27 protein-coding genes are annotated in these 22,014 nt (G+C 69.6%); 11 read left to right on the forward strand and 16 right to left on the reverse strand.

Features of this window, described 5'->3' with window-relative positions; all coding sequences use genetic code 11:
- The 7 genes from iolD to ACIREI_RS10675 form a co-directional block, all read right to left on the reverse strand.
- Complete coding sequence (gene iolD, locus ACIREI_RS10645; RefSeq protein WP_403330090.1) at positions 1-1,884, reverse strand: 3D-(3,5/4)-trihydroxycyclohexane-1,2-dione acylhydrolase (decyclizing); 1,884 nt, start codon at positions 1,882-1,884, stop codon at positions 1-3.
- A complete protein-coding gene (gene iolB / locus ACIREI_RS10650; protein WP_403330093.1) occupies positions 1,884-2,783 on the reverse strand; it encodes a 5-deoxy-glucuronate isomerase in 900 nt (299 codons plus the stop codon). The genes iolD and iolB overlap by 1 nt, the downstream gene beginning before the upstream one ends.
- Entirely contained in the window at positions 2,780-3,649 is an 870-nt protein-coding gene (locus ACIREI_RS10655; RefSeq protein WP_403330096.1) for an aldolase, read from the reverse strand. The genes iolB and ACIREI_RS10655 overlap by 4 nt, the downstream gene beginning before the upstream one ends.
- Before the next feature lie 7 nt (positions 3,650-3,656).
- Positions 3,657-4,661, reverse strand: coding sequence for a 5-dehydro-2-deoxygluconokinase (gene iolC / locus ACIREI_RS10660; protein ID WP_403330099.1), 1,005 nt, complete (start codon positions 4,659-4,661; stop codon positions 3,657-3,659).
- Between the two features lie 219 nt (positions 4,662-4,880).
- Entirely contained in the window at positions 4,881-5,603 is a 723-nt protein-coding gene (locus ACIREI_RS10665; protein WP_403330102.1) for a sugar phosphate isomerase/epimerase family protein, read from the reverse strand.
- Positions 5,604-5,764: 161 nt separating this feature from the next.
- On the reverse strand, positions 5,765-6,076 hold the full coding sequence (locus ACIREI_RS10670; protein WP_403330105.1) for a hypothetical protein: 312 nt from the start codon (positions 6,074-6,076) through the stop codon (positions 5,765-5,767).
- Entirely contained in the window at positions 6,077-6,604 is a 528-nt protein-coding gene (locus ACIREI_RS10675) for a hypothetical protein (protein ID WP_403330929.1), read from the reverse strand.
- On the opposite strand from ACIREI_RS10675, the gene ACIREI_RS10680 reads away from it, so the two are divergent.
- From ACIREI_RS10680 to ACIREI_RS10705, 6 genes are all read left to right on the forward strand, one after another.
- A complete protein-coding gene (locus ACIREI_RS10680; RefSeq protein ID WP_403330882.1) occupies positions 6,491-7,159 on the forward strand; it encodes a polysaccharide deacetylase family protein in 669 nt (222 codons plus the stop codon). The two genes, ACIREI_RS10675 and ACIREI_RS10680, sit on opposite strands and share 114 nt — an antisense overlap.
- A gap of 97 nt (positions 7,160-7,256) precedes the next feature.
- Positions 7,257-8,231: an ABC transporter substrate-binding protein gene (locus ACIREI_RS10685; RefSeq protein WP_403330108.1), complete on the forward strand. Its 975-nt coding sequence runs from the start codon at positions 7,257-7,259 to the stop codon at positions 8,229-8,231.
- Entirely contained in the window at positions 8,228-9,094 is an 867-nt protein-coding gene (locus tag ACIREI_RS10690; RefSeq protein WP_403330111.1) for an ABC transporter permease, read from the forward strand. Before ACIREI_RS10685 ends, ACIREI_RS10690 begins: the two co-directional genes overlap by 4 nt.
- Positions 9,091-9,876 carry an ABC transporter permease gene (locus ACIREI_RS10695; protein ID WP_403330114.1) on the forward strand — a complete coding sequence of 262 codons (786 nt, stop codon included), beginning with the start codon at positions 9,091-9,093 and terminating at the stop codon, positions 9,874-9,876. Before ACIREI_RS10690 ends, ACIREI_RS10695 begins: the two co-directional genes overlap by 4 nt.
- Before the next feature lie 13 nt (positions 9,877-9,889).
- Positions 9,890-10,723 (forward strand): ABC transporter ATP-binding protein, encoded by an 834-nt coding sequence (locus ACIREI_RS10700; RefSeq protein ID WP_403330117.1) that lies wholly within the window; start codon positions 9,890-9,892, stop codon positions 10,721-10,723.
- 26 nt (positions 10,724-10,749) lie between these two features.
- Complete coding sequence (locus ACIREI_RS10705; protein ID WP_403330120.1) at positions 10,750-11,532, forward strand: IclR family transcriptional regulator C-terminal domain-containing protein; 783 nt, start codon at positions 10,750-10,752, stop codon at positions 11,530-11,532.
- Between the two features lie 54 nt (positions 11,533-11,586).
- Here the strand turns inward: ACIREI_RS10705 and ACIREI_RS10710 are convergent, their stop codons facing one another.
- Together ACIREI_RS10710 and ACIREI_RS10715 are read right to left on the reverse strand one after the other, a co-directional pair.
- On the reverse strand, positions 11,587-13,191 hold the full coding sequence (locus ACIREI_RS10710; RefSeq protein ID WP_403330885.1) for an IclR family transcriptional regulator C-terminal domain-containing protein: 1,605 nt from the start codon (positions 13,189-13,191) through the stop codon (positions 11,587-11,589).
- A 224-nt stretch (positions 13,192-13,415) separates the two neighbouring features.
- Complete coding sequence (locus ACIREI_RS10715) at positions 13,416-13,793, reverse strand: hypothetical protein (RefSeq protein WP_403330123.1); 378 nt, start codon at positions 13,791-13,793, stop codon at positions 13,416-13,418.
- A 171-nt stretch (positions 13,794-13,964) separates the two neighbouring features.
- Between ACIREI_RS10715 and ACIREI_RS10720 the strand changes: the two genes are divergently transcribed.
- The 3 genes from ACIREI_RS10720 to ACIREI_RS10730 are packed head-to-tail and all read left to right on the forward strand — an operon-like array spanning position 13,965 to position 16,164.
- Entirely contained in the window at positions 13,965-14,516 is a 552-nt protein-coding gene (locus ACIREI_RS10720) for an SRPBCC family protein (RefSeq protein ID WP_403330126.1), read from the forward strand.
- Positions 14,516-15,223 (forward strand): dihydrofolate reductase family protein, encoded by a 708-nt coding sequence (locus tag ACIREI_RS10725; protein ID WP_403330129.1) that lies wholly within the window; start codon positions 14,516-14,518, stop codon positions 15,221-15,223. Before ACIREI_RS10720 ends, ACIREI_RS10725 begins: the two co-directional genes overlap by 1 nt.
- 38 nt (positions 15,224-15,261) lie before the next feature.
- Positions 15,262-16,164 carry an NAD-dependent protein deacetylase gene (locus tag ACIREI_RS10730; protein ID WP_403330132.1) on the forward strand — a complete coding sequence of 301 codons (903 nt, stop codon included), beginning with the start codon at positions 15,262-15,264 and terminating at the stop codon, positions 16,162-16,164.
- A 69-nt stretch (positions 16,165-16,233) separates the two neighbouring features.
- On the opposite strand, the gene ACIREI_RS10735 is transcribed toward ACIREI_RS10730, so the two are convergent.
- Positions 16,234-17,151: an alpha/beta hydrolase family protein gene (locus ACIREI_RS10735; RefSeq protein WP_403330888.1), complete on the reverse strand. Its 918-nt coding sequence runs from the start codon at positions 17,149-17,151 to the stop codon at positions 16,234-16,236.
- On the opposite strand from ACIREI_RS10735, the gene ACIREI_RS10740 reads away from it, so the two are divergent.
- Complete coding sequence (locus ACIREI_RS10740; protein ID WP_403330891.1) at positions 17,080-17,286, forward strand: ATP-binding protein; 207 nt, start codon at positions 17,080-17,082, stop codon at positions 17,284-17,286. The two genes, ACIREI_RS10735 and ACIREI_RS10740, sit on opposite strands and share 72 nt — an antisense overlap.
- Before the next feature lie 175 nt (positions 17,287-17,461).
- Here the strand turns inward: ACIREI_RS10740 and ACIREI_RS10745 are convergent, their stop codons facing one another.
- The 6 genes from ACIREI_RS10745 to ACIREI_RS10770 form a co-directional block, all read right to left on the reverse strand.
- Complete coding sequence (locus tag ACIREI_RS10745) at positions 17,462-17,890, reverse strand: tetratricopeptide repeat protein (RefSeq protein ID WP_403330135.1); 429 nt, start codon at positions 17,888-17,890, stop codon at positions 17,462-17,464.
- Between the two features lie 47 nt (positions 17,891-17,937).
- A complete protein-coding gene (locus ACIREI_RS10750; RefSeq protein ID WP_403330137.1) occupies positions 17,938-18,585 on the reverse strand; it encodes an FMN reductase in 648 nt (215 codons plus the stop codon).
- 33 nt (positions 18,586-18,618) lie between these two features.
- Positions 18,619-19,725 (reverse strand): LLM class flavin-dependent oxidoreductase, encoded by a 1,107-nt coding sequence (locus ACIREI_RS10755; RefSeq protein WP_403330139.1) that lies wholly within the window; start codon positions 19,723-19,725, stop codon positions 18,619-18,621.
- Between the two features lie 84 nt (positions 19,726-19,809).
- Positions 19,810-20,280, reverse strand: coding sequence for a MarR family winged helix-turn-helix transcriptional regulator (locus tag ACIREI_RS10760; RefSeq protein WP_403330142.1), 471 nt, complete (start codon positions 20,278-20,280; stop codon positions 19,810-19,812).
- A 28-nt stretch (positions 20,281-20,308) separates the two neighbouring features.
- Positions 20,309-20,830, reverse strand: a complete 522-nt coding sequence (locus tag ACIREI_RS10765) for a DNA polymerase III (protein ID WP_403330145.1) — start codon at positions 20,828-20,830, stop codon at positions 20,309-20,311.
- A gap of 90 nt (positions 20,831-20,920) precedes the next feature.
- Positions 20,921-21,388: a MarR family winged helix-turn-helix transcriptional regulator gene (locus ACIREI_RS10770; protein WP_403330148.1), complete on the reverse strand. Its 468-nt coding sequence runs from the start codon at positions 21,386-21,388 to the stop codon at positions 20,921-20,923.
- Between the two features lie 218 nt (positions 21,389-21,606).
- Between ACIREI_RS10770 and ACIREI_RS10775 the strand changes: the two genes are divergently transcribed.
- The gene (locus ACIREI_RS10775; protein WP_403330151.1) at positions 21,607-21,987 is read left to right on the forward strand and encodes a DoxX family protein; all 381 of its coding nucleotides are present in this window, start codon (positions 21,607-21,609) and stop codon (positions 21,985-21,987) included.
- The last annotated feature ends 27 nt before the right edge of the window (positions 21,988-22,014 follow it).

Below are 22,014 nucleotides of genomic sequence, written 5' to 3' on the forward strand. Positions count from 1 at the left end.
TTACAGGTAGTGGCGCTGGGCCCGCTTGTGGGCGGCGTACGTCTCGTACGCGCTGCGGGTGGAGTCCAGGGCGGAGGTCTCGCTGACCGGGACGTCCCACCAGCCGTGGCCGGGCGGGTTGGGGCCGTAGAGGTCGGTCTCGACGTGAACGACCGTGGTGTACTGGGCGGCCTTGGCCTTCTCCATCGCGGTACGGAACTCGTCGACGGTGGTCGCGTGCAGGACGTCCGCGCCGAGGGAGGAGGCGTTGGCTGCCAGGTCGACGGGCAGGATGCCGCCGTCGAGCTGTCCCGAATCGTCGTTGCGGAAGCGGTACTTGGTGCCGAAGCGCTGCGAGCCGAGCGACTCGGAGAGAGCGCCGATGGACGCGAATCCGTGGTTCTGGACCAGGACGATGATGACCTTCAGGCCCTCGGAGACCATGGTCACGATCTCCTGAGCCATCATCAGATACGAGCCGTCACCGACGAGGACGACGACCTCGCGTGACGGGTCGGCCATTTTGGCGCCGACGCCGGCGGCGACCTCGTAGCCCATGCAGGAGTAGGCGTACTCGACGTGGTAAGCCTTCGGATCCCGCGCCCGCCACAGCTGTTGCAGGTCGCCGGGCATGGAGCCGGCCGCGTTGATGACGACCGCACGGTCGTCGAGGACGTCGTTCAGCGCGCCGAGGATCTGGGTCTGGGCGGGCAGTTCGCCGGTGTTGCGGTCGGGCGCGAAGCACTCCTCCTCGATCTCCCGCGTACGGGCGATGAGTTCGCGGGTGCGCGAGCGGTACTCGGGCTCGACCTCCCAGTCCGCGAGCGCCCCCGCCAGTGCCTGGATGCCGAGCCGGGCGTCGGCCACCAGCGGCTGAGCCGAGTGCTTCACGGCGTCCAGGCGAGCCACGTTGAGGTTGACGAACGTGACGTCCGGGTGGCCGAAGACCGTGTGGCTGGCGGTGGTGAAATCGCTGTAGCGGGTGCCGATGCCGAGGACGACGTCGGCCTCGCGCGCGAGCTCGTTGGCGGCGTACGCGCCGGTGGAGCCGATGCCGCCGACCGCGTACGGGTGATCCCACGGCACCGCGCCCTTGCCGGCGTGGGTGTCGGCGACCGGGATGCCGGTGGCCTCGGCGAAGGCCCGCAGGGCGGTCTCGGCACCGGAGTAGACGGTGCCGCCGCCGGCCACGATGAGCGGCTTCCTCGCGTTGCGGAGCAGCGCGGCGGCCCGCTCGACGGCGGCCTGTTCCGGCACCGGGCGGCCCACGTGCCAGACCCGGCGGCGGAAGAAGGAGACGGGCCAGGCGTAGGCCTCGGCCTGCACGTCCTGCGGCAGCGCGAGGGTGACGGCGCCCGTCTCCACCGGGTCGGTCAGCACCCGCATCGCCGCGAGCGCGGCCGGGATCAGCTGCTCGGGGCGCTGGATCCGGTCGAAGTACTTCGATACGGCGCGGAAGGCGTCGTTGACGGTGACGTCCCCGCCCCGGGTGTCCTCCAGCTGCTGGAGCACCGGGTCGGCGGCGCGGGTGGCGAACATGTCGGACGGCAGCAGCAGCACCGGAAGGCGGTTGGTCGTCGCCAGGGCCGCGCCCGTGATCATGTTCGTCGAGCCGGGGCCGGTCGATGCCGTGCAGGCGAAGGTGGCCAGCCGGTCACGCATCTTCGCGTACGCCACTGAGGCGTGCACCATGCCCTGCTCGTTGCGGGCCAGGTAGTAGGGCAGATCGGCCTCTTCGGTGACGGCCGCCTGGAGCAGCGCCTGGCCGATGCCGGCCACGTTGCCGTGCCCGAAGATGCCCCACACGCCGGGGATGAGGCGCTGCTCCTGGCCGTCGCGCTCGCTGTACTGGTTGGCCAGGAAGCGGACCAGTGCCTGGGCGGTGGTCAGCCTGATCGTTTCCATCACTCGTTCTCCTCGGCCGCGAACGGCAGCCGGTCGTCGATGTCCTGGGCGTCCCAGGTCCCCCGCACCCAGCCGTGGGCGGGATCGTCACAGATCAGCCAGGCGCGGTCCGGTCCCGGGCCGGCCATGACGTTGAGGTAGTACAGGTCGTATCCGGGCGCGGCGATCGAGGGGCCGTGCCAGCCGTGCGGGATGAGCACGGTGTCGCCGGAGCGGACCTCGGCGAGCACGTCGATCGGCCGCTCGGGGGTGCCGTAGACGCGCTGGTAGCCGAAGCCGTTCTCGCCGCCCGCGACCTCGAAGTAGTAGATCTCCTCCAGCTCGGACTCGACCGGGTTGCCCGCGTCGTCCGTGCGGGCCTCGTCGTGCTTGTGCGGCGGGTACGACGACCAGTTGCCGCCCGGGGTGAGCACCTCGCACACCAGCAACTGCTCGGCCTCGAAGGTGCCCGGCAGGCAGTAGTTGTTGACCTGCCGCGAACACGCCCCGGCGCCACGCAGTTCGACGGGTACGTCCTCCTTGCGCCCGTACCGAGCCGGTTGACCTCCCCGCTCGGTACGGGCGGAGGGCAGCGCGAACCGTCCACCGGCCGCGCTGCTGATCAGGGCCTCCGACTCCCGGGGGAGATGGGCGAAGTCGGTGGCCGAGGCGAACACGCCCGTCCGACCGGCGAGTTCGAAGGCCGCCCCGCCGTCCGTGGTGACGGTGCACGAGCCCGTCAGCGGCAGGACCAGGAACTCCGAGTCACCGGTGGACAGGGCGTGCGCCTCTCCCGGGCCCAGGGTCAGGATCCTGAGCCCGGAGTATTCCCAGCCCGCCGACTCGGGCGTGACCAGGACGTCGTAGGGGCCGTCGGCGGAACTGCCCTTCGGCAGGTGGTACTTGTTCGTCGACGTCACAGCAGGCTCACCGCCCGGTCCACGGCACCGGCGACATCGCCGTCCGAGGGGTAGAGCAGGGAGCGGCCCACGACCAGGCCCTGCGCGGTGGGCTGCTTCAGCGCCTTGCCCCAGGAAGCGAAGGCGGCGTCCGCGTCCTTGACCTCGCCGCCGAGCAGCAGCGCGGGCAGCGTGGAGGAGGCGAGGACACGCTCCATGTCGTCGACGACCGGCAGCTTCAGCCAGGTGTAGGCGGTGCGGCGGCCCAGTCCCGACGCGATGGTGATCGACTTGATGACGGCATCCGTCGAGAGGTCGTTGCGGATGCGGCCGTCCTGCCACGACGAGAGGAACGGCTCCACCAGCGCGATCAGTTGACGGTCGTTGAGCTCGTCGACCGCGCGGGCGGTGTTCTCCAGCACCGAAGGGGTGGCGGGATCGTCCAGGGCGATGCGGGTGAGCATCTTGCCGCCGTCGAAGCCCATCTCGGCGATCGTGGCGGCGTCGTACCCGGTGAACCGGTCGTCGATCTCGAAGACCGAGCCCGCGAGGCCGGCGCGGTTCATGGAGCCGAAGACGCTCTTGCCGTCCAGGACGCCGAGCAGCAGCAGGTCTTCGATGATGTCGGCGGTGGCCAGCACGCCGGTCACGCCGGGGCGGTCCAGGGCGACGCAGAGGCGGTCGAGGAGCCGGGAGCGGTCGGCCATCGCGCAGGGGTCGGCACCGACGGCGTTGGCGCCGCGCGCCGGGTGGTCGGCGGCGATGATCATGGCCTTGCCGTGCTCGCCGAACATCGAAGTGGCCTTGACGCGGCGGGTGGCGGCGGCCGCGACGGCGCCCGGGTCGCCCACTCGGGCGGTCACGATCCGGCTCAGGTGGTCGGACATCACGTCGTCAGGCCTTTCGTTCGGGGGAAGCGTCGGTGGAAACCTCGATGGAGGCTTCGGTGGGGGCGCCAGACGCTTCCTGGAGCTTGGTGTCGACCTCGGTCTCGGTGGGCATCGCGTCGGAGCAGGACAGCCGGCCGGCCACGATCGCGCCGGCGGCGTTGGCGAAGGTCACCGCGCGGCGGGTGTCCCAGCCGGACAGCAGCCCGTGACACAGCGCCCCGCCGAAGGCGTCACCGGCACCGAGGCCGTTCACCACATCCACCGGAACCGGCGGGATCTCGGCGACCGAGCCGTCGCGGTCCATGGCCAGCACGCCCTTCGGGCCCTGCTTCACCACCGCCAGCTCGACTCCGGCGGCAAGCAGTGCCTCGGCGGCGGCGTACGGCTCGCGCTCCCCCGTCGCGACCTCGCACTCGTCGAGGTTTCCGACGGCGACGGTGGTGTGCCGCAGGGCCTCGGCGTACTGGGCGCGGGCCTCGGCCGGGTCGCTCCAGAACATCGGCCGCCAGTCCAGGTCGAACACGGTTGTGCCCGTCTCCGCCCGGTGCGCCAGCGCGGCGAGGGTGGCCGAACGGCTCGGTTCCTCGCTCAGCCCCGTCCCCGTGAACCAGAAGACCGCCGCGTCCCGCACCGCGCCCAGGTCCAGCTCATCGGCCCGGATGTCCAGGTCAGGAGCCTTCGGCAGGCGGTAGAAGTACAGCGGGAAGTCGTCCGGCGGGAAGATCTCGCAGAACGTCACCGGCGTCGGCGCGATGTCCGACGTACCGACGAACCGGCTGTCGACGCCGTAGCCGTCCAGGGCCGAGCGTACGAAGTCGCCGAACGGGTCCCGGCCCGTCTTGGTGATCACGGCGGCGGAGTGCCCGTACCGGGCGGCGGCCACGGCGACGTTGGTCGGGCTGCCGCCGAGGTACTTGCCGAACGAGGTGACCTCCGCGAGCCCCACGCCGGTCTGGAGTGGATACACATCCACTCCGACGCGGCCGATGGTCAGCACTTCGAACGGCATTTCATGGGTCCCTTCGCTCCGGGTGTCCGGGGAGTGATGAGCGAGCTTAGAGCGCTTTAAAAGCGCTCGGCAGCACGATGCCTCGCGGCCAAATGTCATGTCAATAGGTTGTCAACGCAAGATTGTGTGAGCAGGCCAGGACGCCGCTGATGAGGGCTGCCCCGGGAGGCCGTGGCCCCGTCGGCGGCGTGCGGGCCGCCGACGAGGCCACGGGGTAGGTCACGACCAGGTGGCGAGGTATTCGTCGATCTTGCCCCGCTTGAACACCGAGGACTCCTTGGCCCGGTCCTCCCAGGCGAAGACACACGCCGTGAGGGTGCCGTCGAAGCCGTTCGCGTGCAGCTCGCGGAAGAGCTCGTCGAAGTCGACCTCACCCTCCCCGATGTCCAGATGCCGATGGACACGGGCCGCAGTGCCGGGCGGGTTGAGGATGTAACGGTTGCCGGAGGACGCCGTGTGGTCGAAGACGTCGGCGAGGTGGACATGGGTGAGCAGATCGCCCGCGTGCTTGATGATGCCCGGAGCGTCGTTGCCGATGTGGAAGGTGTGCGGGGCGCAGTACAGGAAGGTGACGTTGGGGTGGTTGATGCCCCGGATCAGGTTGACCGCGTCGAAGCCGTTCTCGATGAAATCGTCCGGGTGCGGTTCCAGCGCGAGCTTGATGCCCTCGCGTTCGAACACCGGCAACAGCTCCTCCATCGACCTCCAGAACTGCGCCTCACTGCGGTCGGGGTCCTCGGGCCGCCCGTTGAACTCCGAGATCATGCTGTCCACGCCGAGGTCCGCCGCGATCTGGATCGACCGCTTCCAGTACCGTACGGCGGCCTGCCGCGCGTCCTCGTCCTGACCGGACCAGCGGAACAGCGGCAGCAGCGAGGAGATCCCGACGCCGGCCACGTCGAGGGCCTCGCTTCCGAGGCCGTCACCAACGGGGCGACCCACGTTCGAGAAGAGGCCTGTGCTGAACCGGTTCGGCTCGTTGTCCGCCCGAGCGGAAGCCCCCAGACCGTGGCCTGGGGGCTTCATGCTGTCCGGTTCGAACGGATGGTGGCCGTGCCGCAGGCAGCGAAAACCTCCGGTGCGTGCCGCGAGTGTGGGCCAGGTCACGTGACCGTGCGATACGCGGTCGGCAGGGTCTCGGTCACTGTGTTGCCGTCGCGGTCCGCGAGGGTGGCCTTGAGTCCGACCGTGGTGGGGTGGTTCGGGTGGGTGAGGGTGAGGTATCGGTCGCCACCCTGCGACGTGCGCGCCTTGGTGGGCTTCCAGGTGCGGCCACCGTCGTACGACACCTGCACCGTCAGGGACTTGACCGCGCCCTTCTTCGCCGCCGGGCCCTGGATGCCGATCGGCACCGTGAGTTTGGTGCCTGCCTTCGCGATGCTGGTCAGAGACAGCTTCGGGGTGAAGCTGACCACCTAGAGGGGGAGCCGTCCCTCGGACTCATCGCCGACGACTCCCGGGACGCCTTCGTCGCGGACCTGGAGAAGCGGGAGGGGGTCACTCCGAAGACCGTCGACATGGCGCTCGGCGACCAGGAGGGCCGCGACGCCTACCTGGACGACATGGCCTTCAACGCCGACGGCGATCTGAAGGTGGACTTCGACCGGGGCACGGTGGGTGTCCCTCCGGCCGGCCGCATCTCCGTCATGCTCCCCAAAGCGACCGTCACCCCGTGGCTGTCCGACTTCGGCAGCCGCGCCCGGCACCAGGCCACCGACCCGGACGACAAACTCGACCTCGGTGCCGCCCACACCCCCGCCGCGACCGTTGCCGCGCAGCCGCACCCGGGCGAGGACGCGACGGACTGCTCCAAGGTGAAGTGCATCGCGCTGACCTTCGACGACGGCACTGCGGCTCCCGAGACCGGAACGCTGCTCAAGTACCTCGCCCAGCACAAGGCCCGGGCCACCTTCTTCGTCGTCGGCCAGAACGTCGCCGCCCACCCGGACATGGTCCGCGCCGAGATGAAGTCAGGCCACGAGATAGCCAACCACTCCTGGAACCGCCCGGTTCTCACCAACCTCACCCCCGCCCAGATCCGCTCCCGGCTGGAGCGCACCAACGCGGCGATCAAGGCCGCAACGGGCAAGGAACCGACGCTGTTCCGTCCTCACCTACGGCGCGATCGACAACAGAGTCCGGGCAGCCACCCGCCTCTCCCTCGCCCTGCGGGACGTGGACACCGAGGACTGGAAGTACCACGACCCCGCCAAGGTCGCCCAGACCGCCATCACCCAGGCCGAGCGCAACGACGTCGTCCTGATCCACGACATCCACCCCACCTCGGTCGCCGCCGTCCCCGAGATCCTGCGCACCCTCACCGCCCGCGGCTACCACTTCGTCACCGTCAGCCACCTGCGCGCGACCCTCTGAGCCGCAGGGAGGCTCGCCGTCCGCACCGGTCCCGATCCCGCAAGGCGCGTGAGCCGAGGATGCGCCCTTGCGCGCTTCAGAACGGCGACCGAACCCGGCGGCGCAACCTCGCCGTCACCTATTGACGCGCCCCAGAGGGAGACATAGCCTCCGCCTACCTTGTTCGGCACACGGACTTTAGTGCGCATTGCGCACACACCCGTTCCCCTCAGGAGGGCCCCTATGCGAAGGCGCGTTCTAGGGCTTGCTGTAGCGGTGCTGACGGTCGCGGGAGCGGCCGGATGCGGATCCTCGTCGTCTGCGACCGGTGCCTCGTCGTCGGACGGTGGCAAGACCACCGAGGTCAAGGTCGGGATCATTCCGATCGTCGACGTGGCGCCGCTGTATCTGGGGAAGGAGAAGGGCTTCTTCAGCAGTCGCGGCATCGATCTGAAGATGGAAGCCGCCCAGGGCGGCGCCGCCATCATCCCCGGCGTGGTCAGCGGTCAGTTCCAGTTCGGGTTCAGCAACGTGACCTCCCTGATGATCGCTCAGACCAAGGGCGTACCGATCAAGTCCGTGGTGAACGGGGCCGCTTCCACCGGTGACACCGGCAAGGACATCAGCGGGGTCGCCGTCAAGAAGGACAGCTCGATCAAGTCGGGCAAGGACCTCGCCGGCAAGACGGTGGCGGTCAACACCCTGCAGAACATCGGCGACACCACGGTCCGTGAGGTGGTGCGCAAGGACGGCGGCGATCCCTCGAAGGTCAAGTTCGTCGAGATGCCGTTCGACCAGATGCCGGCCGCGCTGGACGGCGGCCAGGTCGACGCCGCGTGGATGGGCGAGCCGGCGCTGACCATCGCCCAGGGCCAGGGCGCCCGCGTGGTGGCGTCGCCGTTCTCCGAGACCGACCCGAACCTCACCATCGCGACGTACTTCGCCTCCGCCCAGCTGGCCCAGGAGAACCCCGACCTGGTCAAGAAGTTCACCGAGGCGGTGACCGAGTCGCTGAAGTACGCCTCCGAGCACCCGGACGAGGCACGACAGACGCTCACCTCCTACACCAAGATCGACAGTGAGGTGCTGAAGAACCTGACGCTGCCGACCTGGCCGGCCGAGTACGACATGGCCTCCCTCGAGAAGCTGGCCGAACTCGGCGAGCAGGACGGCATCTTCAGCGGCAAGAAGCCCGACCTGGACGCCCTCTTCTCATGAGCGCGACCGGGAGCACTCCTGTACTGACGAAGCCCGCCGCGACCGCTGCCGGTCCCGGCGGGCCGGGCGGCGGCCGCATCCGGCGCGCAGTGGACGCGGCGGGCACCCCGTTGCGGGGCCTGGCGGGCCTGGCCGGGCTGGTGGTGTTGCTCGAGGTGCTGCCGCACACCGGTGTCGTCTCCGCCGACTACCTCCCGCCCGCCTCCGAGATGATCCGGGCCCTCGCGCAGATGCTCGGCGAGGACGCGTTCTGGACCGCGCTCGGCGACACCCTCACCGGCTGGGGCCTGGGCCTGGTCATCGCCGTGGTGGCCGGCGTGGTGGCCGGCGTGGTGATCGGCTCGGTGCCGGTACTGCGGGCGGTGACCGCCTCCACCATCGAGTTCCTGCGCCCCATCCCGTCGGTGGCCCTGATCCCGGTGGCGGTGCTGCTGTACGGCACCGACCTGGAGTCGAAGCTGCTGCTGGTCGTGTACGCCTCCTTCTGGCAGGTGCTCGTCCAGGTGCTGGCCGGCACCCAGGACGTCGACCCGGTCGCCGAGGACACCGCCCGCAGTTACCAGATGGGCGGTTGGGGGCGGGTGCGGTACGTCCTGTGGCCCACCGCGCTGCCGTACGTGATGACCGGCGTACGGCTGGCCGCGACCGTGGCACTGGTCCTGGCGATCACCGCCGAACTCGTCATCGGCGCACCCGGCCTGGGCAAGGAACTGGCGGTCGCGCAGACCTCCGGCGCCGTGCCCCGGGTCTACGCCCTGGTCCTGGTCACCGGATTCCTCGGAGTCGCCGTCAACCTGCTGGCCCGGGCGGTCGAGCGACGGGCACTGCACTGGCACCAATCGATGCGCAGGGAGGGACAGTGACCACCGTCCTCACACTGGCCCGGCGGACCGGGCTGGTCCTGGGTCTGCCCGCGGTCCTGTTCGCCGTGTGGTGGTTCGCCACCGCGGGTAGCACCGACTTCTACGTCCCCCCGCTGTCCACCATCCTGGGCAGGTTCGGGGACGTGTGGACGGGCGAACGGCTGCTGTCGGACGTCGTACCCAGCCTGGTCCGCCTGCTCACCGGATACCTCCTCGCCGTCGCCGTCGGGGTCGGACTCGGCCTGGTGGTCGGCATGCACCGGTGCGTGCGTGACGTCCTGGAGCCGGTCCTGGAACTCTTCCGGGCCATCCCTCCCCCGGTGCTGGTGCCCGTCATCATGCTGTTCGCCGGCATCGGCGACACCATGAAGGTGATCGTCATCGTCAGCGGCTGCGTGTGGCCGATCCTGCTCAACACCGTCGAAGGCGTCCGCGCCGTGGACGAGGTGCTCGGCGACACCTGCCGCTCCTACGGCATCACCGGCCCCTCCCGGCTGTGGCACCTGGTGCTGCGCTCGGCCAGCCCGCAGATCGTCACCGGCATGCGGCAGGCCCTGTCCATCGCGATCATCCTCATGGTCATCAGCGAGATGTTCGCCGCCAGCAACGGACTCGGCTTCACCATCGTGCAGTTCCAGCGGTCCTTCGCCATTCCCGAGATGTGGAGCGGTGTCCTGCTGCTCGGCCTGCTCGGATTCGTCCTCTCCCTGCTCTTCCGCCTCGCCGAGAACCGGGTCCTGGCCTGGTACCACGGCCTGCGCCGGGCCCAGCGCAACCCCTGACAAGGAGACGTCGATGCTCGACGTACGCAACCTGCAGAAGATCTACACCGGACGGAACCGCAACGTCGAAGCACTGCGGAACCTGACGTTTCACATCGGCGCCGGTGAACTGGTGTGCCTGGTAGGGCCGTCCGGGTGCGGCAAGACCACGCTGCTGAAGTGCATGTCGGGGCTCCTCACCCCGACCAGCGGCGAAGTGAGCCTGGACGGCCGCCCGGTCGACGGACCCCCGCCCGGCATGGCCGTGGTCTTCCAGGAGTACGGCCGCTCCCTGTTCGCCTGGATGAACGTCCGCGACAACGTCGCCCTGCCCCTGCGCCGCAAGAAACTCGGCAAGGCCCGCGAGAAGGAACTGGTCGACCACGCCCTGGAGGTGGTCGGACTCGCCGACGCCCACGAGGCGTACCCCTGGCAGCTGTCGGGCGGTATGCAGCAGCGCGTCGCCATCGCCCGGGCCGTCGCCTTCGAACCGAAGGTGCTGCTCATGGACGAGCCGTTCGCCGCGGTCGACGCCCAGACCCGCGCCGAACTGGAGGACCTCATCCGGCAGTTGTGGCGCGACCTGGGCGTCACCGTCCTGTTCGTCACCCACGACATCGACGAAGCCGTCTATCTCGGCCAGCGCACCATCATCCTGTCCACCTCACCGACCGTGGTGCAGGAGGACCTGACCATCGATCTCCCCGACGAGCGCGACCAGTTGCACACCCGCTCCAGCACCCGCTTCGCCGAACTGCGCGCCCACGTCTACGAACAGATCCAGCGCGCCAAGCACCACAACGGCGACACGGACACGCCGGTGGCCGACCGCAGTGGTGACCTCGCCCTGCAGAAGGCCGAGTCGTAACACCTCGAGAACCGGAGCCGCAGCGCATGGACGAGAAGGAGCACGGGCGGTACTTCGTGCAGTCGCTGGAACGGGGTATCGCCGTCATCCGTGCCTTTCGTGCCGACACACGCGAGATGACCCTCGCGGAGATCGCCAAGGCCACCGGCATGAGCCGCGCCACCGCCCGGCGCTTCGTGCTCACCCTGACCGATCTCGGCTACATGGCCGTGGCCACCGACGGCCGGCACTTCCGCCTGACCGCCCGGGTCCTGGAGCTGGGTTTCGCCTACCTGTCCAGTCTGTCCCTGGCGGAGATCGCCCTGCCCCACCTGGAACAGCTGGTCGCCGAGGTCCAGGAGTCCTCGTCGGTGGCGGTGCTCGACGGCGACGAGGTGGTGTACGTCAGCCGGGTGCCCACCCGGAGGATCATGTCGGTGTCCATCAGTATCGGCACCCGCTTTCCCGCCCACGCCACCTCCCTGGGCCGGGTCCTGCTCGCCGACCTCGACGACGAACGGCTGCGGACCTACCTGGACAAGGTGTCCCTGCGCCCGCTCACCGCCCGCACCATCACTTCGCGGGAGACGCTCCTCGCGGAACTGGAGAAGGTGCGGGCGCAGGGCTGGTGCCTGGTGGACCAAGAGCTCGAAGAGGGCGTGATCTCGATCGGCGCGCCCCTCCGCAACGAGGCAGGACAGGTGGTGGCCGGAGTCAACCTGGCCACCCATGTCCGACGGGGAGACGCCCGCTGGGTACGCGAGACTCTGCTGCCCCCGCTCCTGGCCACCGCCGCCCGTATCGAGGCAGAGCTGCACATCGCCGGCTAGCGCCGCCACAGGGGGATGTCCTCGTGCGCCCGCGACTGCGTACGAGGACGCCACTCACATCATGGAGATGCGCGCGAAGCGCCCCGCGACATGCAGATCCGCCTCGATACGGGCCGCCGTGTCGCGCAGGTCGGGGAGGACCTCGGCCACGCACTGCTCGGGGGTCCGTCGCGTTGTGTGCATCGCCACGCTCACCGCCGCGACGACCCGGCCCGTACGGTCGCGCACCGGGACCGCGACGGACCGAAGCCCCTCCTCCAGTTCCTCGTCCACCAGCGAGTAGCCCGCCTGGCGGACCTGCTCCAGGATCACCGTCAGATCGGCCGGGTCCGTGGTCGTGCGCGCGGTCATCCTGCGCAGGTTCAGCGTGCGTTCGGCAGGCGGGAGGTCCGCCAGGATGACGCGGCCCACCGATGTCGCGGATGCCGGAAGACGGGTGCCCACCGTGAGGCTCGCGCTCATGATCCGGCTGACGGGGACGTGGGCCGTGAACTGGACGTCCTCGCCGTCGAGCACCGCCAACGCCGTCGAGTCGCCGACCCGTCCTGCGAGGTCGGCGAGATGCGGCTGGGCGATGCGGGACAGCGTCGTACGGGACAGGGGAGGGAAACCGAGCGCGAGGACGCGCGGGGTGGGGCTGAACGTACGGTCGCGCGCGGCGACGTAACCGAGGTGCTCAAGGGTGATCAGTGCCCGCCGCGCTGTGGCCCGTGCCAGTCCGGTGGCCTGCGCCACCTCACTGAGCGTCAGTGCGGCCCGGCCTTCCCCGAAGGCGGTCAGCACGGTCAGACCCCGCGCGAGCGACTCGATGAAGTCCTGTCCCAGCTCCTGCTTGGAGGTTCCCGTCCACACGGCGAGGTCTGACGGGATGTGCAGGCCTTCGGGTTCGGGGGCTTCGCGCAGCTCCCGTTCCATCGCGTCCGCGGTCGCCCGCAGCCGGGGCATCAGCGTGTTGCGGAGCGAGGCCGCCGTGTGCCGGCTGGTGTGGCTCACGACACTGGCGACGCAGGCGATGCCGGGCTCCGAAGGCCTTGCGCGTACGTCGCGGACGGGTATGGCGATCGCGACCAGACCGGGCTCGATGAGCTGGTCGTCCAGGGCCCAGCCCTGAAGGCGCGCCTCCCGGGTACGGATCACGAAGTCCTCGTCGGGCGGCCCGTCCGCGCGCGGCGGTACGGCCGGAAACCGCTCGTCGTGCGGGTCAGCCGCCCTGCGCTCCCGCCACCGCGCCCACTCCCGCTCCCCCCACCCCGTCGCGAACAGCGGTCCGGGCGCGGTCCGCTCGGCGGGCAGCAGGTCGCCGATACGGAAGCTCAGCGACATCGCCCGGCGACGGGTCGCCTGGTGGATGAAGCGGATGCCGTCCCCATCGCCCACCGCGAGCGACACCGACTCGTCGAGCTCGTCCGCGAGGGCATCGGCGTGGGCGCTCAGCAGGCTGGGCAGCCGCAGCGCCGAGAGGTAGGCGTTGCCCAGTTCCATCAGCCGCGGGGCCAGGATCGCGTCTCTGCCGTCCAGGCGTACGTATCCCATGTGCGCGAGGGTCGCGGTGATCCGGTCCACGGTGGAGCGGGCCAGGCCCGTGGCCCGCTCCAGCCCGCTCAGACTCAGAGTGCCCTCCGCCTCGCTCAGTTGCAGCAGTACGCCGATTCCGCGCATGAGGGGGGCCACGGCCTCGGCCGGTACAGGGGCCACCTGCGGCGGGCCGGCTTCGTCCCGTGTCGGAGAGTCATGGGGAACTGTCGTGGTCACGGAGCTGCCCGGCACGGCTCTTGCTGACATGCACACTCCGATGAGGCTGCGGACCAGGGTTCTCGGAAGGCAACCGTAATGCGTCGTTTCGTTTCCCGGACCATCGGTGTTCATGTCCGCCATTTACTTGGTCATCCGGGGTGTCCCGGATGTGGGCGACGAGGCGGACCACTCCCCTCGACCAGCGAATTCGGCGCTCCATCGACCTGTCCGTGGCAACCCTGCACGACGGTCGACCCGGCGCGTTCGGCCATGAACTCCTGCACCTGGGCCGGAGTGGCGTTGTCCGCGGTGCCCACCACGGCCCACGACGGCAGGCTGCGCCAGGCCGGGGCGCCGGAGAGTTCGGCGGTCAGGGCCTGCACGCGCACCGAGCGCTGGGTGACCGCGAGGACATCGGTGGTCTCGGTGGGCAGGTCACCGGCGATGACGTCCTGGTAGTGCTCGGGCAGGATCCGCAACTCCGGCTCGCCCTCGTGCTCGATGGCGATGGTGGTGTCCGGGCCCATCTTGGCACCGGGGAAGCAGGAGGCGTTCTCCAGGGCACTCTCGCCCTCGTCGGGGGCTTCGGCCGGTCCATGAGTGGCTGGGCGGCTTCGAGCGGTTCTGGAGCGGGAGCTTCGACCGGCTGGACGAGTACGTGCAGGACCTGAAACAGGCAAGGCGGGAGGAACCCCGAGATGGCGACGACCAATAGCGGCGGAGGGCCCGACCACGCGACCGTGGACCGCGAGATCGTGATGTCCCGGGTCATCGGGGCACCACGGGAGCTGGTGTTCGAAGCATTCACGCAGGTCCGGCACCTGTCGCGGTGGTGGGGACCGGAGGGATTCTCCACCACCACGCGGTCCTTCGAGTTCCGTGTCGGCGGGGCCTGGGACTTTGTGATGCACGGGCCGGACGGGACCGACTACCAGGAGTGGATCACGTGGCGGGAGATCGTCCCGCCGGAGCGGATCGCGCTGCTGCACGGCGAGTCCCTAGACGACCCCAACGCCTTCGAGTCGGTCCTGGCCTTCGAGCCGGTCGGCGACGAGACCCGGATCGTGATGCGCACGGTGTTCCCCACCAAGGAACTCCGTGACGAGGCGGTGGAGAAGTACCACGCGATCGAGGGCGGCGAGCAGACCCTGCGCAACCTGGCGGCCTACGTCGCCGAACTCACCCGGAACGGCACCGACCGGAACGAGACCCCCTCGAACGGGAGCACTCCGAAGGGGGCGCAGAGCTGATGGCCGGGAAGGTCTTCTTCAGCGTGACGATGTCGCTCGACGGTTTCATGGCGCCCGAGGCCGTGCCGGCGGAGGACGCGTTCTCACCCGAGAAGCAGGACGACCCGGGCGTCAGGCGCTGGGCGACACAGTGGTCACAACTGCAGGCGTGGGCGTTCCCGCAGCGCTGGTTCCGCGAGAACCTCAAGCTCGGCGAGGGCGGCGAGGAAGGACTCGACAACGACATCGCACGGGCGATGTACGACCGCACCGGCGCGAGCGTCATGGGAAAGCGCATGTTCGACCTCGGCGAGCAGTCATGGCCGGCGGAGGCGCCGTTCCACACCCCGGTGTTCGTCGTCACCCACACCAAGCGTGAGCCATGGGAGCGGCCGGGCGGCACCACCTTCCACTTCGTCAACGACGGCATCGACAGCGCCCTCGACCAGGCCCGCGAAGCCGCCGGCGACCGCGACGTCCGCATCTCCGGCGGCGCCGAGACCATCCAGGCGTACCTGGACAGCGGCCTGATCGACGAGTTCTCGATCACGCTCGCGCCCGTGGTGCTGGGCACCGGCATCCGCCTGTTCGACCGCCCGGATCCCGACCGCCTGGCCCTCGACCAGACCCGCACGGACGCGTCATCCCGAGTGACCCACCTGACCTACACCGTCGCGAAGCGACAGCCGCCCCGCCGCGGCGGCCAGAAGTCAACCGCCGCCACCTGAACGAAGATCGGTGACTGCGGGTTCCGTACCCTGGCGGCATGCGCATGCGCCCCACCCTGAGCTGGACGCCTGACGAGGACCTGCCTCCCGGCACCACGGATCCGGCGCCGCTCCTCGATGCCCTGAGGACCGGCGGTGTGCTGGTGCTCAGCGGAGCGGGCATCTCCACGGAGTCGGGCATCCCCGACTACCGGGGTGAGGGCGGCAGCCTCGGCCGGCACACGCCGATGACCTACCAGGACTTCACCGCCAGTGCCCAGGCCCGCCGCCGGTACTGGGCGCGCAGCCACCTCGGCTGGCGCACCTTCGGTCGGGCCCGCCCCAACGCCGGACACCGGGCCGTGGCCGCGTTCGAGCGGTCCGGACTGCTCTCCGGTGTGATCACTCAGAACGTCGACGGCCTGCACCAGACCGCCGGCAGCGAGGACGTCGTCGAACTGCACGGCAGCCTGGCACGGGTCGTCTGCCTGTCCTGCGGGGCCGTCAGCACGCGCCGTGAACTCGCGCTACGCCTGGACGAGGCCAACCCGGGCTTCGAGCCGGTGGCTGCGGGCATCAACCCCGACGGCGACGCCGACCTCACCGACGCGCAGGTCGGGGACTTCCACGTGATGCCCTGTGTGATCTGCGGCGGCGTCCTCAAGCCGGACGTCGTGTTCTTCGGTGAGGCCGTCCCCGCACCACGGGTCGAGCACTGCCGTCAGCTGGTCCGTGAGGCGACATCGCTGCTGGTCCTGGGCTCCTCGCTGACGGTGATGTCCGGGCTACGGTTCGTCCGCCAGGCGTCCGAGGCCGGCAAACCGGTGCTCATCGTCAACCGGGACGCCACCCGGGGCGACCGGCACGCCCTCACCCGCGTCGCGCTCCCCCTGGGGTCGGCCTTGAGCAGTGTGGCCGGTCAGCTGAACCTCCGTGTCGACGCACAGGAACAAGGGTCCTGACCACGCCGTCGCCGCCGCACGGCCGGGAAGGACCGTGCGGCGGCGACGGGGTGCCCGGCGGTGCGGGTGTCAGGAGGTGTGCGGGCAGTTGCCGCGGAACTCGACGATCGTCAGGCTCGCCGGCGGCAGCGGGCACAGGAACTGCTCGTAGCGGGTGTCGTTGTCGATGAACCGCTTCAGCCAGGAAATGCTGTACTTCGCGATCGTCGTGTCGGAGGTGTTCGGGGTGAAGTGGGTCGCGCCCCGCAGCTCGAGATAGGCGCGGTCGGTGGTGGCGGGCAGGCTCGCGTAGAACGGCTCGGAGTGCGTCGCCACGGGTGCGATGGTGTCGCCGTCGGCGCCGACGACCAGGGTGGGAGTCGTGATCTCCGGCCAGCTCTTGTCCAGGTTCCAGCCGGTCAGCGGGATGGCGGCCTGCAGCGAGGGGCGGGACTTGGCCGCTTCGACGGTACCGCCGCCGCCCATGGAGTGGCCCATCACTCCGAGGCGTCCGGCGTCGACGCTGTTGCGGACGGCACTGCGGTCGACCAGGTAGTCCAGTGCGGCCAGCAACTGCGTGCCGCGGCTGGCCGGCTGGTCGGAGGCGGTGAGGGTGTCGATCGTGAAGACGACGAAGCCCTGGGAGGCGAGCCGAGGACCGAGCCAGGCGATCGAGGACTGGTAGGCGGTGAACCCCGGTGACACCGCGACCGCTCCGAACGTGCCGTCGGCGGTGCTCGTCGGGTAGTAGATGGTGCCTCCACCGAAGCCGCTCCCCGCGAGCCGCGACACGCTGGCCTCCGAGACGGCGTAGGGGCCTCGGGCGGCCTCGATGCTCGCCGTGGTGGGTGCCGGGCCCCGCTCGTACCCGCCTTCATCACGGAACTGGTCGTCAGCGAGCTGGTCACCAACGCCATCCGGTACGGCAGCGGCCCCATCCGCCTCACTCTGATCAAGGACGAGACCCTGATCTGCGAGGTCTCCGACGGCAGCAGCACCAGCCCTCACCTGCGCCGCGCCCGCGTCTACGACGAAGGCGGCCGCGGCCTGTACATGGTCGCCGAGCTCACCCAGCGCTGGGGCACCCGCTACACCCACGACGGCAAGACCATCTGGGCGGAGCAGCCCCTGCCCAGGCCGTGACCGGCGGTCGGCTCAGCCCCGGTACTCGGCCTGTCCCTCCCCCACGACGACCGCGCTGGTGCGGTTGGTGGAGGCGTCCTCGATGCAGCCTGGGCGCCACCTCGGGCCCGACGCGAGAGTGGCGGGTACCGGTTCACCGGTACCCGCCACTCCCCTCCGCGCGACCCCACGCCGCTCAGTCGTCCTGGAATTCACCCGCGAACGCGGCGGCCAGGCGCAGCCAGGGACCTGCCTCGTCATGCCGCCCCTGGCGTTCCAGGGTGCGCCCCAGCATCAGGTGGGCGTAGTGCTCCACGGGGTCACGGTCGATGACCTTGCGCAACTGCTCCTCCGCACGGCCCAGTTGAGCGGAGTGATAGTAGGCGCGCGCCAGCAGCAGCCGGGGGCCGCCCTGCTCCGGTGCCTCCTCGACGACGGCGGCCAGCAGCCGGGCGGCGCCGATGTAGTCCTTGGCGTCGAAGAGCAGCTGAGCCCGCTCCCAGCGCTCGACGGTGGTCTCCTCGTGCGGCACTCCGGGACCGTTGTCGAACAGGTGCAGCGCGCTCGCCCAGCGGTCGGGCGCCACACCGTCGTAGGCCGGGTACTCGTTGAATTTCTCGTTCATCACTTCTCAGCCCTCCCTCGGGGCTCCCGCGTGTCCGACACGCGTCTTCACGCCGACCGGAGTGCGGCCAGCTGTTGTTCGAACGGGACGACGACCTCGGCGGGACCGGCCACGGCCGGGCGGCCGCCCATCAGCCCGGCCAGCTCACCGCCGGCCCGGTGGATCCGGGCGGCGAGACCGTCGGTACGGCGGTCACCGGCCGCACCCCAGTCCTCGGACGCCCCGTACACGCCGGTCGGTACGACGACCGCGCGCAGGTACGCGAAGAGCGGACGCAGCGCGTGCTCCAGGACGAGCGAGTGCCGGGAACTGCCACCGGTGGCGGCGACCAGCACGGGCTTGCCGACGAGCGCGGTGTTCTCCAGCAGGTCGAAGGACTTGAACAGCCCGCTGTACGAGGCCGAGCTGCATCCATTGGCGCGCCTCCGACACGACCCAGGCGTCACGGCGATGACGCCATCCGCCCCCTCGACGGCCTCCAGCGCACCGCGCAGCGCGGGCCCCGGGAAGCCGTTGACCAGGTTGTGGGCGATGTCCGTGGCCAGGTCCCGCAGTTCGACCACCTGAACGTCCACCTCCCGCCCGGCGTCCGTCAGGCTCTCACGGGTGGCGTCCGCGAGCCGGTCGGCGAGCAGCCGGGTGGAGGAGGGCAGGCTCAGGCCCGCCGAGACGACCACCAGCTTCAAGGGGTTCATCGTCAGGTCCCTTCGTATCCCTTGTCGTTGGGCTCAGGCCACCGGGTCGGAGGCCTGCGCGCGCCCGGACTCACGGGCCGCCAGCAGCGAGGCGTGGGTGGGCGCCTCGGGAACACCGGCCGGCCGGTCCTTCGCGAACTCCTTGCGCAGCACCGGTACGACCTCCTCGCCGAGCATGTCCAGCTGCTCCAGCGCGGTCTTCAGCGACAGGCCGCCGCCGTCCACGATGAACAGCTGGCGCCGGTAGTCGCCGGCGTACTCGCGGAAGGTCAGCGTCTTCTCGATGACCTGCTCGGGGGTGCCGACGGTCAGCGGGGTCTGCCGCATGTACTCCTCCATGGACACCCCGCCACCCATCACGGGCGACTGGTCGAAGACCGGGCGGAACTCACGGAGGGCGTCCTGCGAGTTGGGGCGCATGTAGACGTGCCCCCCGAGCCCGACGATCGCCTGCTCGGCGGTGCCGTGCCCGTAGTGCGCGTACCGCTCGCGGTACAGCTCGATCATCCGCTGGGTGTGCTCCTTGGGCCAGAAGATGTTGTTGTGGAAGAAGCCGTCGCCGTAATAGGCGGCCTGCTCGGCGATCTCCGGCGAGCGGATGGAGCCGTGCCAGACGAACGGCGGTACGTCGTCCAGCGGCCGCGGCGTGGAGGTGAACCCCTGCAGCGGTGTGCGGTAACGCCCCTGCCAGTCGACCACGTCCTCGCGCCACAGTCGGCGCAGCAGCGCGTAGTTCTCGATGGCGAGGTTGAGGCCGTCGCGGATGTCCTTGCCGAACCACGGATAGACGGGACCGGTGTTGCCGCGCCCCATCATCAGGTCCACCCGGCCGTCGGCCAGGTGCTGCAGCATCGCATAGTCCTCGGCGATCTTCACCGGGTCGTTGGTGGTGATCAGGGTGGTCGCGGTGGAGAGCATGATCCGCTCGGTGCGCGCGGCGACGTATCCGAGCATCGTGGTCGGTGACGAGGGCACGAACGGCCGGTTGTGGTGCTCGCCGGTCGCGAAGACGTCGAGCCCGACCTCCTCGGCCTTCTGCGCGAGGGCGACCATGGCCTTGATCCGCTCATGCTCGCTCGGGGCGCGTCCCGTCGTCGGGTCGGGCGCCACATCGCCGACGGTGAAGATGCCGAACTGCATCGTCTTCAGCCTTTCCCTAATGTTGATGCATCAACTAATACCCTCCAACGAGGCCTTGCCCGCCTCCATTCCGACCGCTCCGGACTACGGGGACGGCGAACTCTCGACGTGCTCGATCACCCGGTCGGCGATCCTGGCGAACTGGCGAAGCTCCTCCGGCGCCAGGACGTCGACGAACAGCTCACGCACGACCTCCACGTGACGGGGTGCGGCCGCCCTGATCGTCGCCATACCCTCCTCGGTGATCACCACGAACGCGCCGCGCCCGTCCTCCGGGCACTCCTGGCGAGTCACCAGCCCTCGCTTCGCCATCCGGGAGATCTGGTGGGACATCCTGCTCTTCTCCCACTCCAGGCACTTCGAGAGGTCCACGTGGCGCTTGCGGCCGTCCGGCGCCTCGCCGAGATCGACGAGCACGGCGAAGTCGGCGGGGGACAAATTGACATCCTGCTGAAGGTGACGGGAGAGCCGGCCGACGAGCTTCTCGTACATACGGATAACACCGCGCCAGGCGTCCTGCTCCTCCGGGGTGAGCCATTTCGGTTGTTGAGTCATACAACCAGGGTACTCGATTGTTGACTCATCACCTACCTCTTAGGATGTGACACCTCTCCAATCCGGCCCCCTTGACGATTGCGGCCACGACCGGCCATGCCCTTCGACCCACCAGATCGAGGACGAGCGCGGCGATGTTCCACACATCGTCCTCGCCTCGGCGATGACGTCCCTCGAGCGGCAGTCCGGCGATCCGCAGGGCATGGTCCATGCCGGGTTTCCCGCGCAGCCCGTAGGCCGCGGCGAATACGACCTTGGCGTCGGTGTGGGTGCGCTCCGTCGGACAGCCGAACGGGTAGGCCACCCCGTCGGCCCGACTCTGCCGGGCGAACTGCCGACGGTCGTACTCGTCCCAGCCGCGGAAGTCGCTCACCGTCGACCAGGCAGGTCGGACCAGGACACGATGCCGGGACACACGGCGCCGTGCCGCCACGTCCACGACGGTCAGGCCGATCTCGATGATCTCGTTCACAGAACCGGGCGGCGGTTGCCCGTCCCAGCAGTTGGCTTCCACGTCGATGACGTTCAGCGGGGCGGATTCGTGGGGCATGGGCCGAGAGTGGGAATGCGGGCCGGGATCCGGCACCCCAATTTCTGTTCGCCGGGCACCATCGCCCGCCCGCACGGCCAGGTCGTCAGGTCAGGACGCGTCCTCGTCCAGCTTCTTGACCACGCGCTCGGAGATCTGGCCCAGCACACGCAGCTCCGAGGGAGTGACATGGTCGATGAACAGCGCCCGTACGGCCCCCACATGGAGGGGGGCCGCCGCCTCGATCGCCGCGCGCCCCTGATCCGTGATCACCACGAACGCGCCGCGCGCATCCTCGAGGCACTCCTCCCGCACGACCAGACCGCGCCCGGCCATCCGCGCGATGTGGTGGGACATCCGGCTCTTCTCCCACTCCAGCGCCCGGGCCAGATCCTGATAACGCTGTCGGCCCTCCGGCACGTCCGTCAGATTGACCAGCACCGCGAAGTCGGCAGCCGACAGATTCGACTCCGTCTGCAGCAGACGTGACAGGCGGCCGCCGAGCTTCTCGTGCAGCCGGACGAAGCTCCGCCAGGCATGCTGCTCCTCCGCTGTCAGCCAACGCACGTTTTCCTCCATACAGAAAGTGTAAACGTGGTTGACAGCTCACCAAACCTACGCTCAACCACCCACCGGGTTCAGCACGAGCCCGCCACGACGCGCTTCTGGGCCCGTCGGCACACTTTCCCAACCATACGTTGACACGTCATCTAGATGACCGTTAATTTAGATGATGCATCAATCAACTGCGAGGCCTGCATACGCCCGGTCCGCACACCCAGCCACAAGAGGTATCCATGAACGTCACCCTGTGGGTCGTCGCGGCCCTGCTCGCCCTCGTCTTTCTCGCCGCCGGCGCCATGAAGCTCACCAAGTCGAAGGAGCAACTCCTCGCCTCGGGACCGGCCATGGCCTGGGCCGAGGACTTCTCACCCGGCATGATCAAGATGATCGGCACCTTCGAGGTGCTCGGTGCGATCGGGCTGCTGCTGCCCCCGGCGGTGGACATCGCCACGGTCTTCGTCCCCCTGGCCGCAACCGGCCTGGCACTGGTCATGATCGGTGCCGCGATCGAACACGGCCGCCGCAAGGAGTACCAGTCCATCGCCGTCCCCGTGGTCCTGCTCGCCCTGGCCGTGTTCGAGGCCTGGGGCCGCTTCGGGCCGCACTCCTTCTGACCGCCATCGCAAGAGACGGAGAGACCC

Source organism: Streptomyces sp. NPDC093591 (assembly GCF_044764885.1).
Classification (GTDB): Bacteria; Actinomycetota; Actinomycetes; order Streptomycetales; family Streptomycetaceae; genus Streptomyces.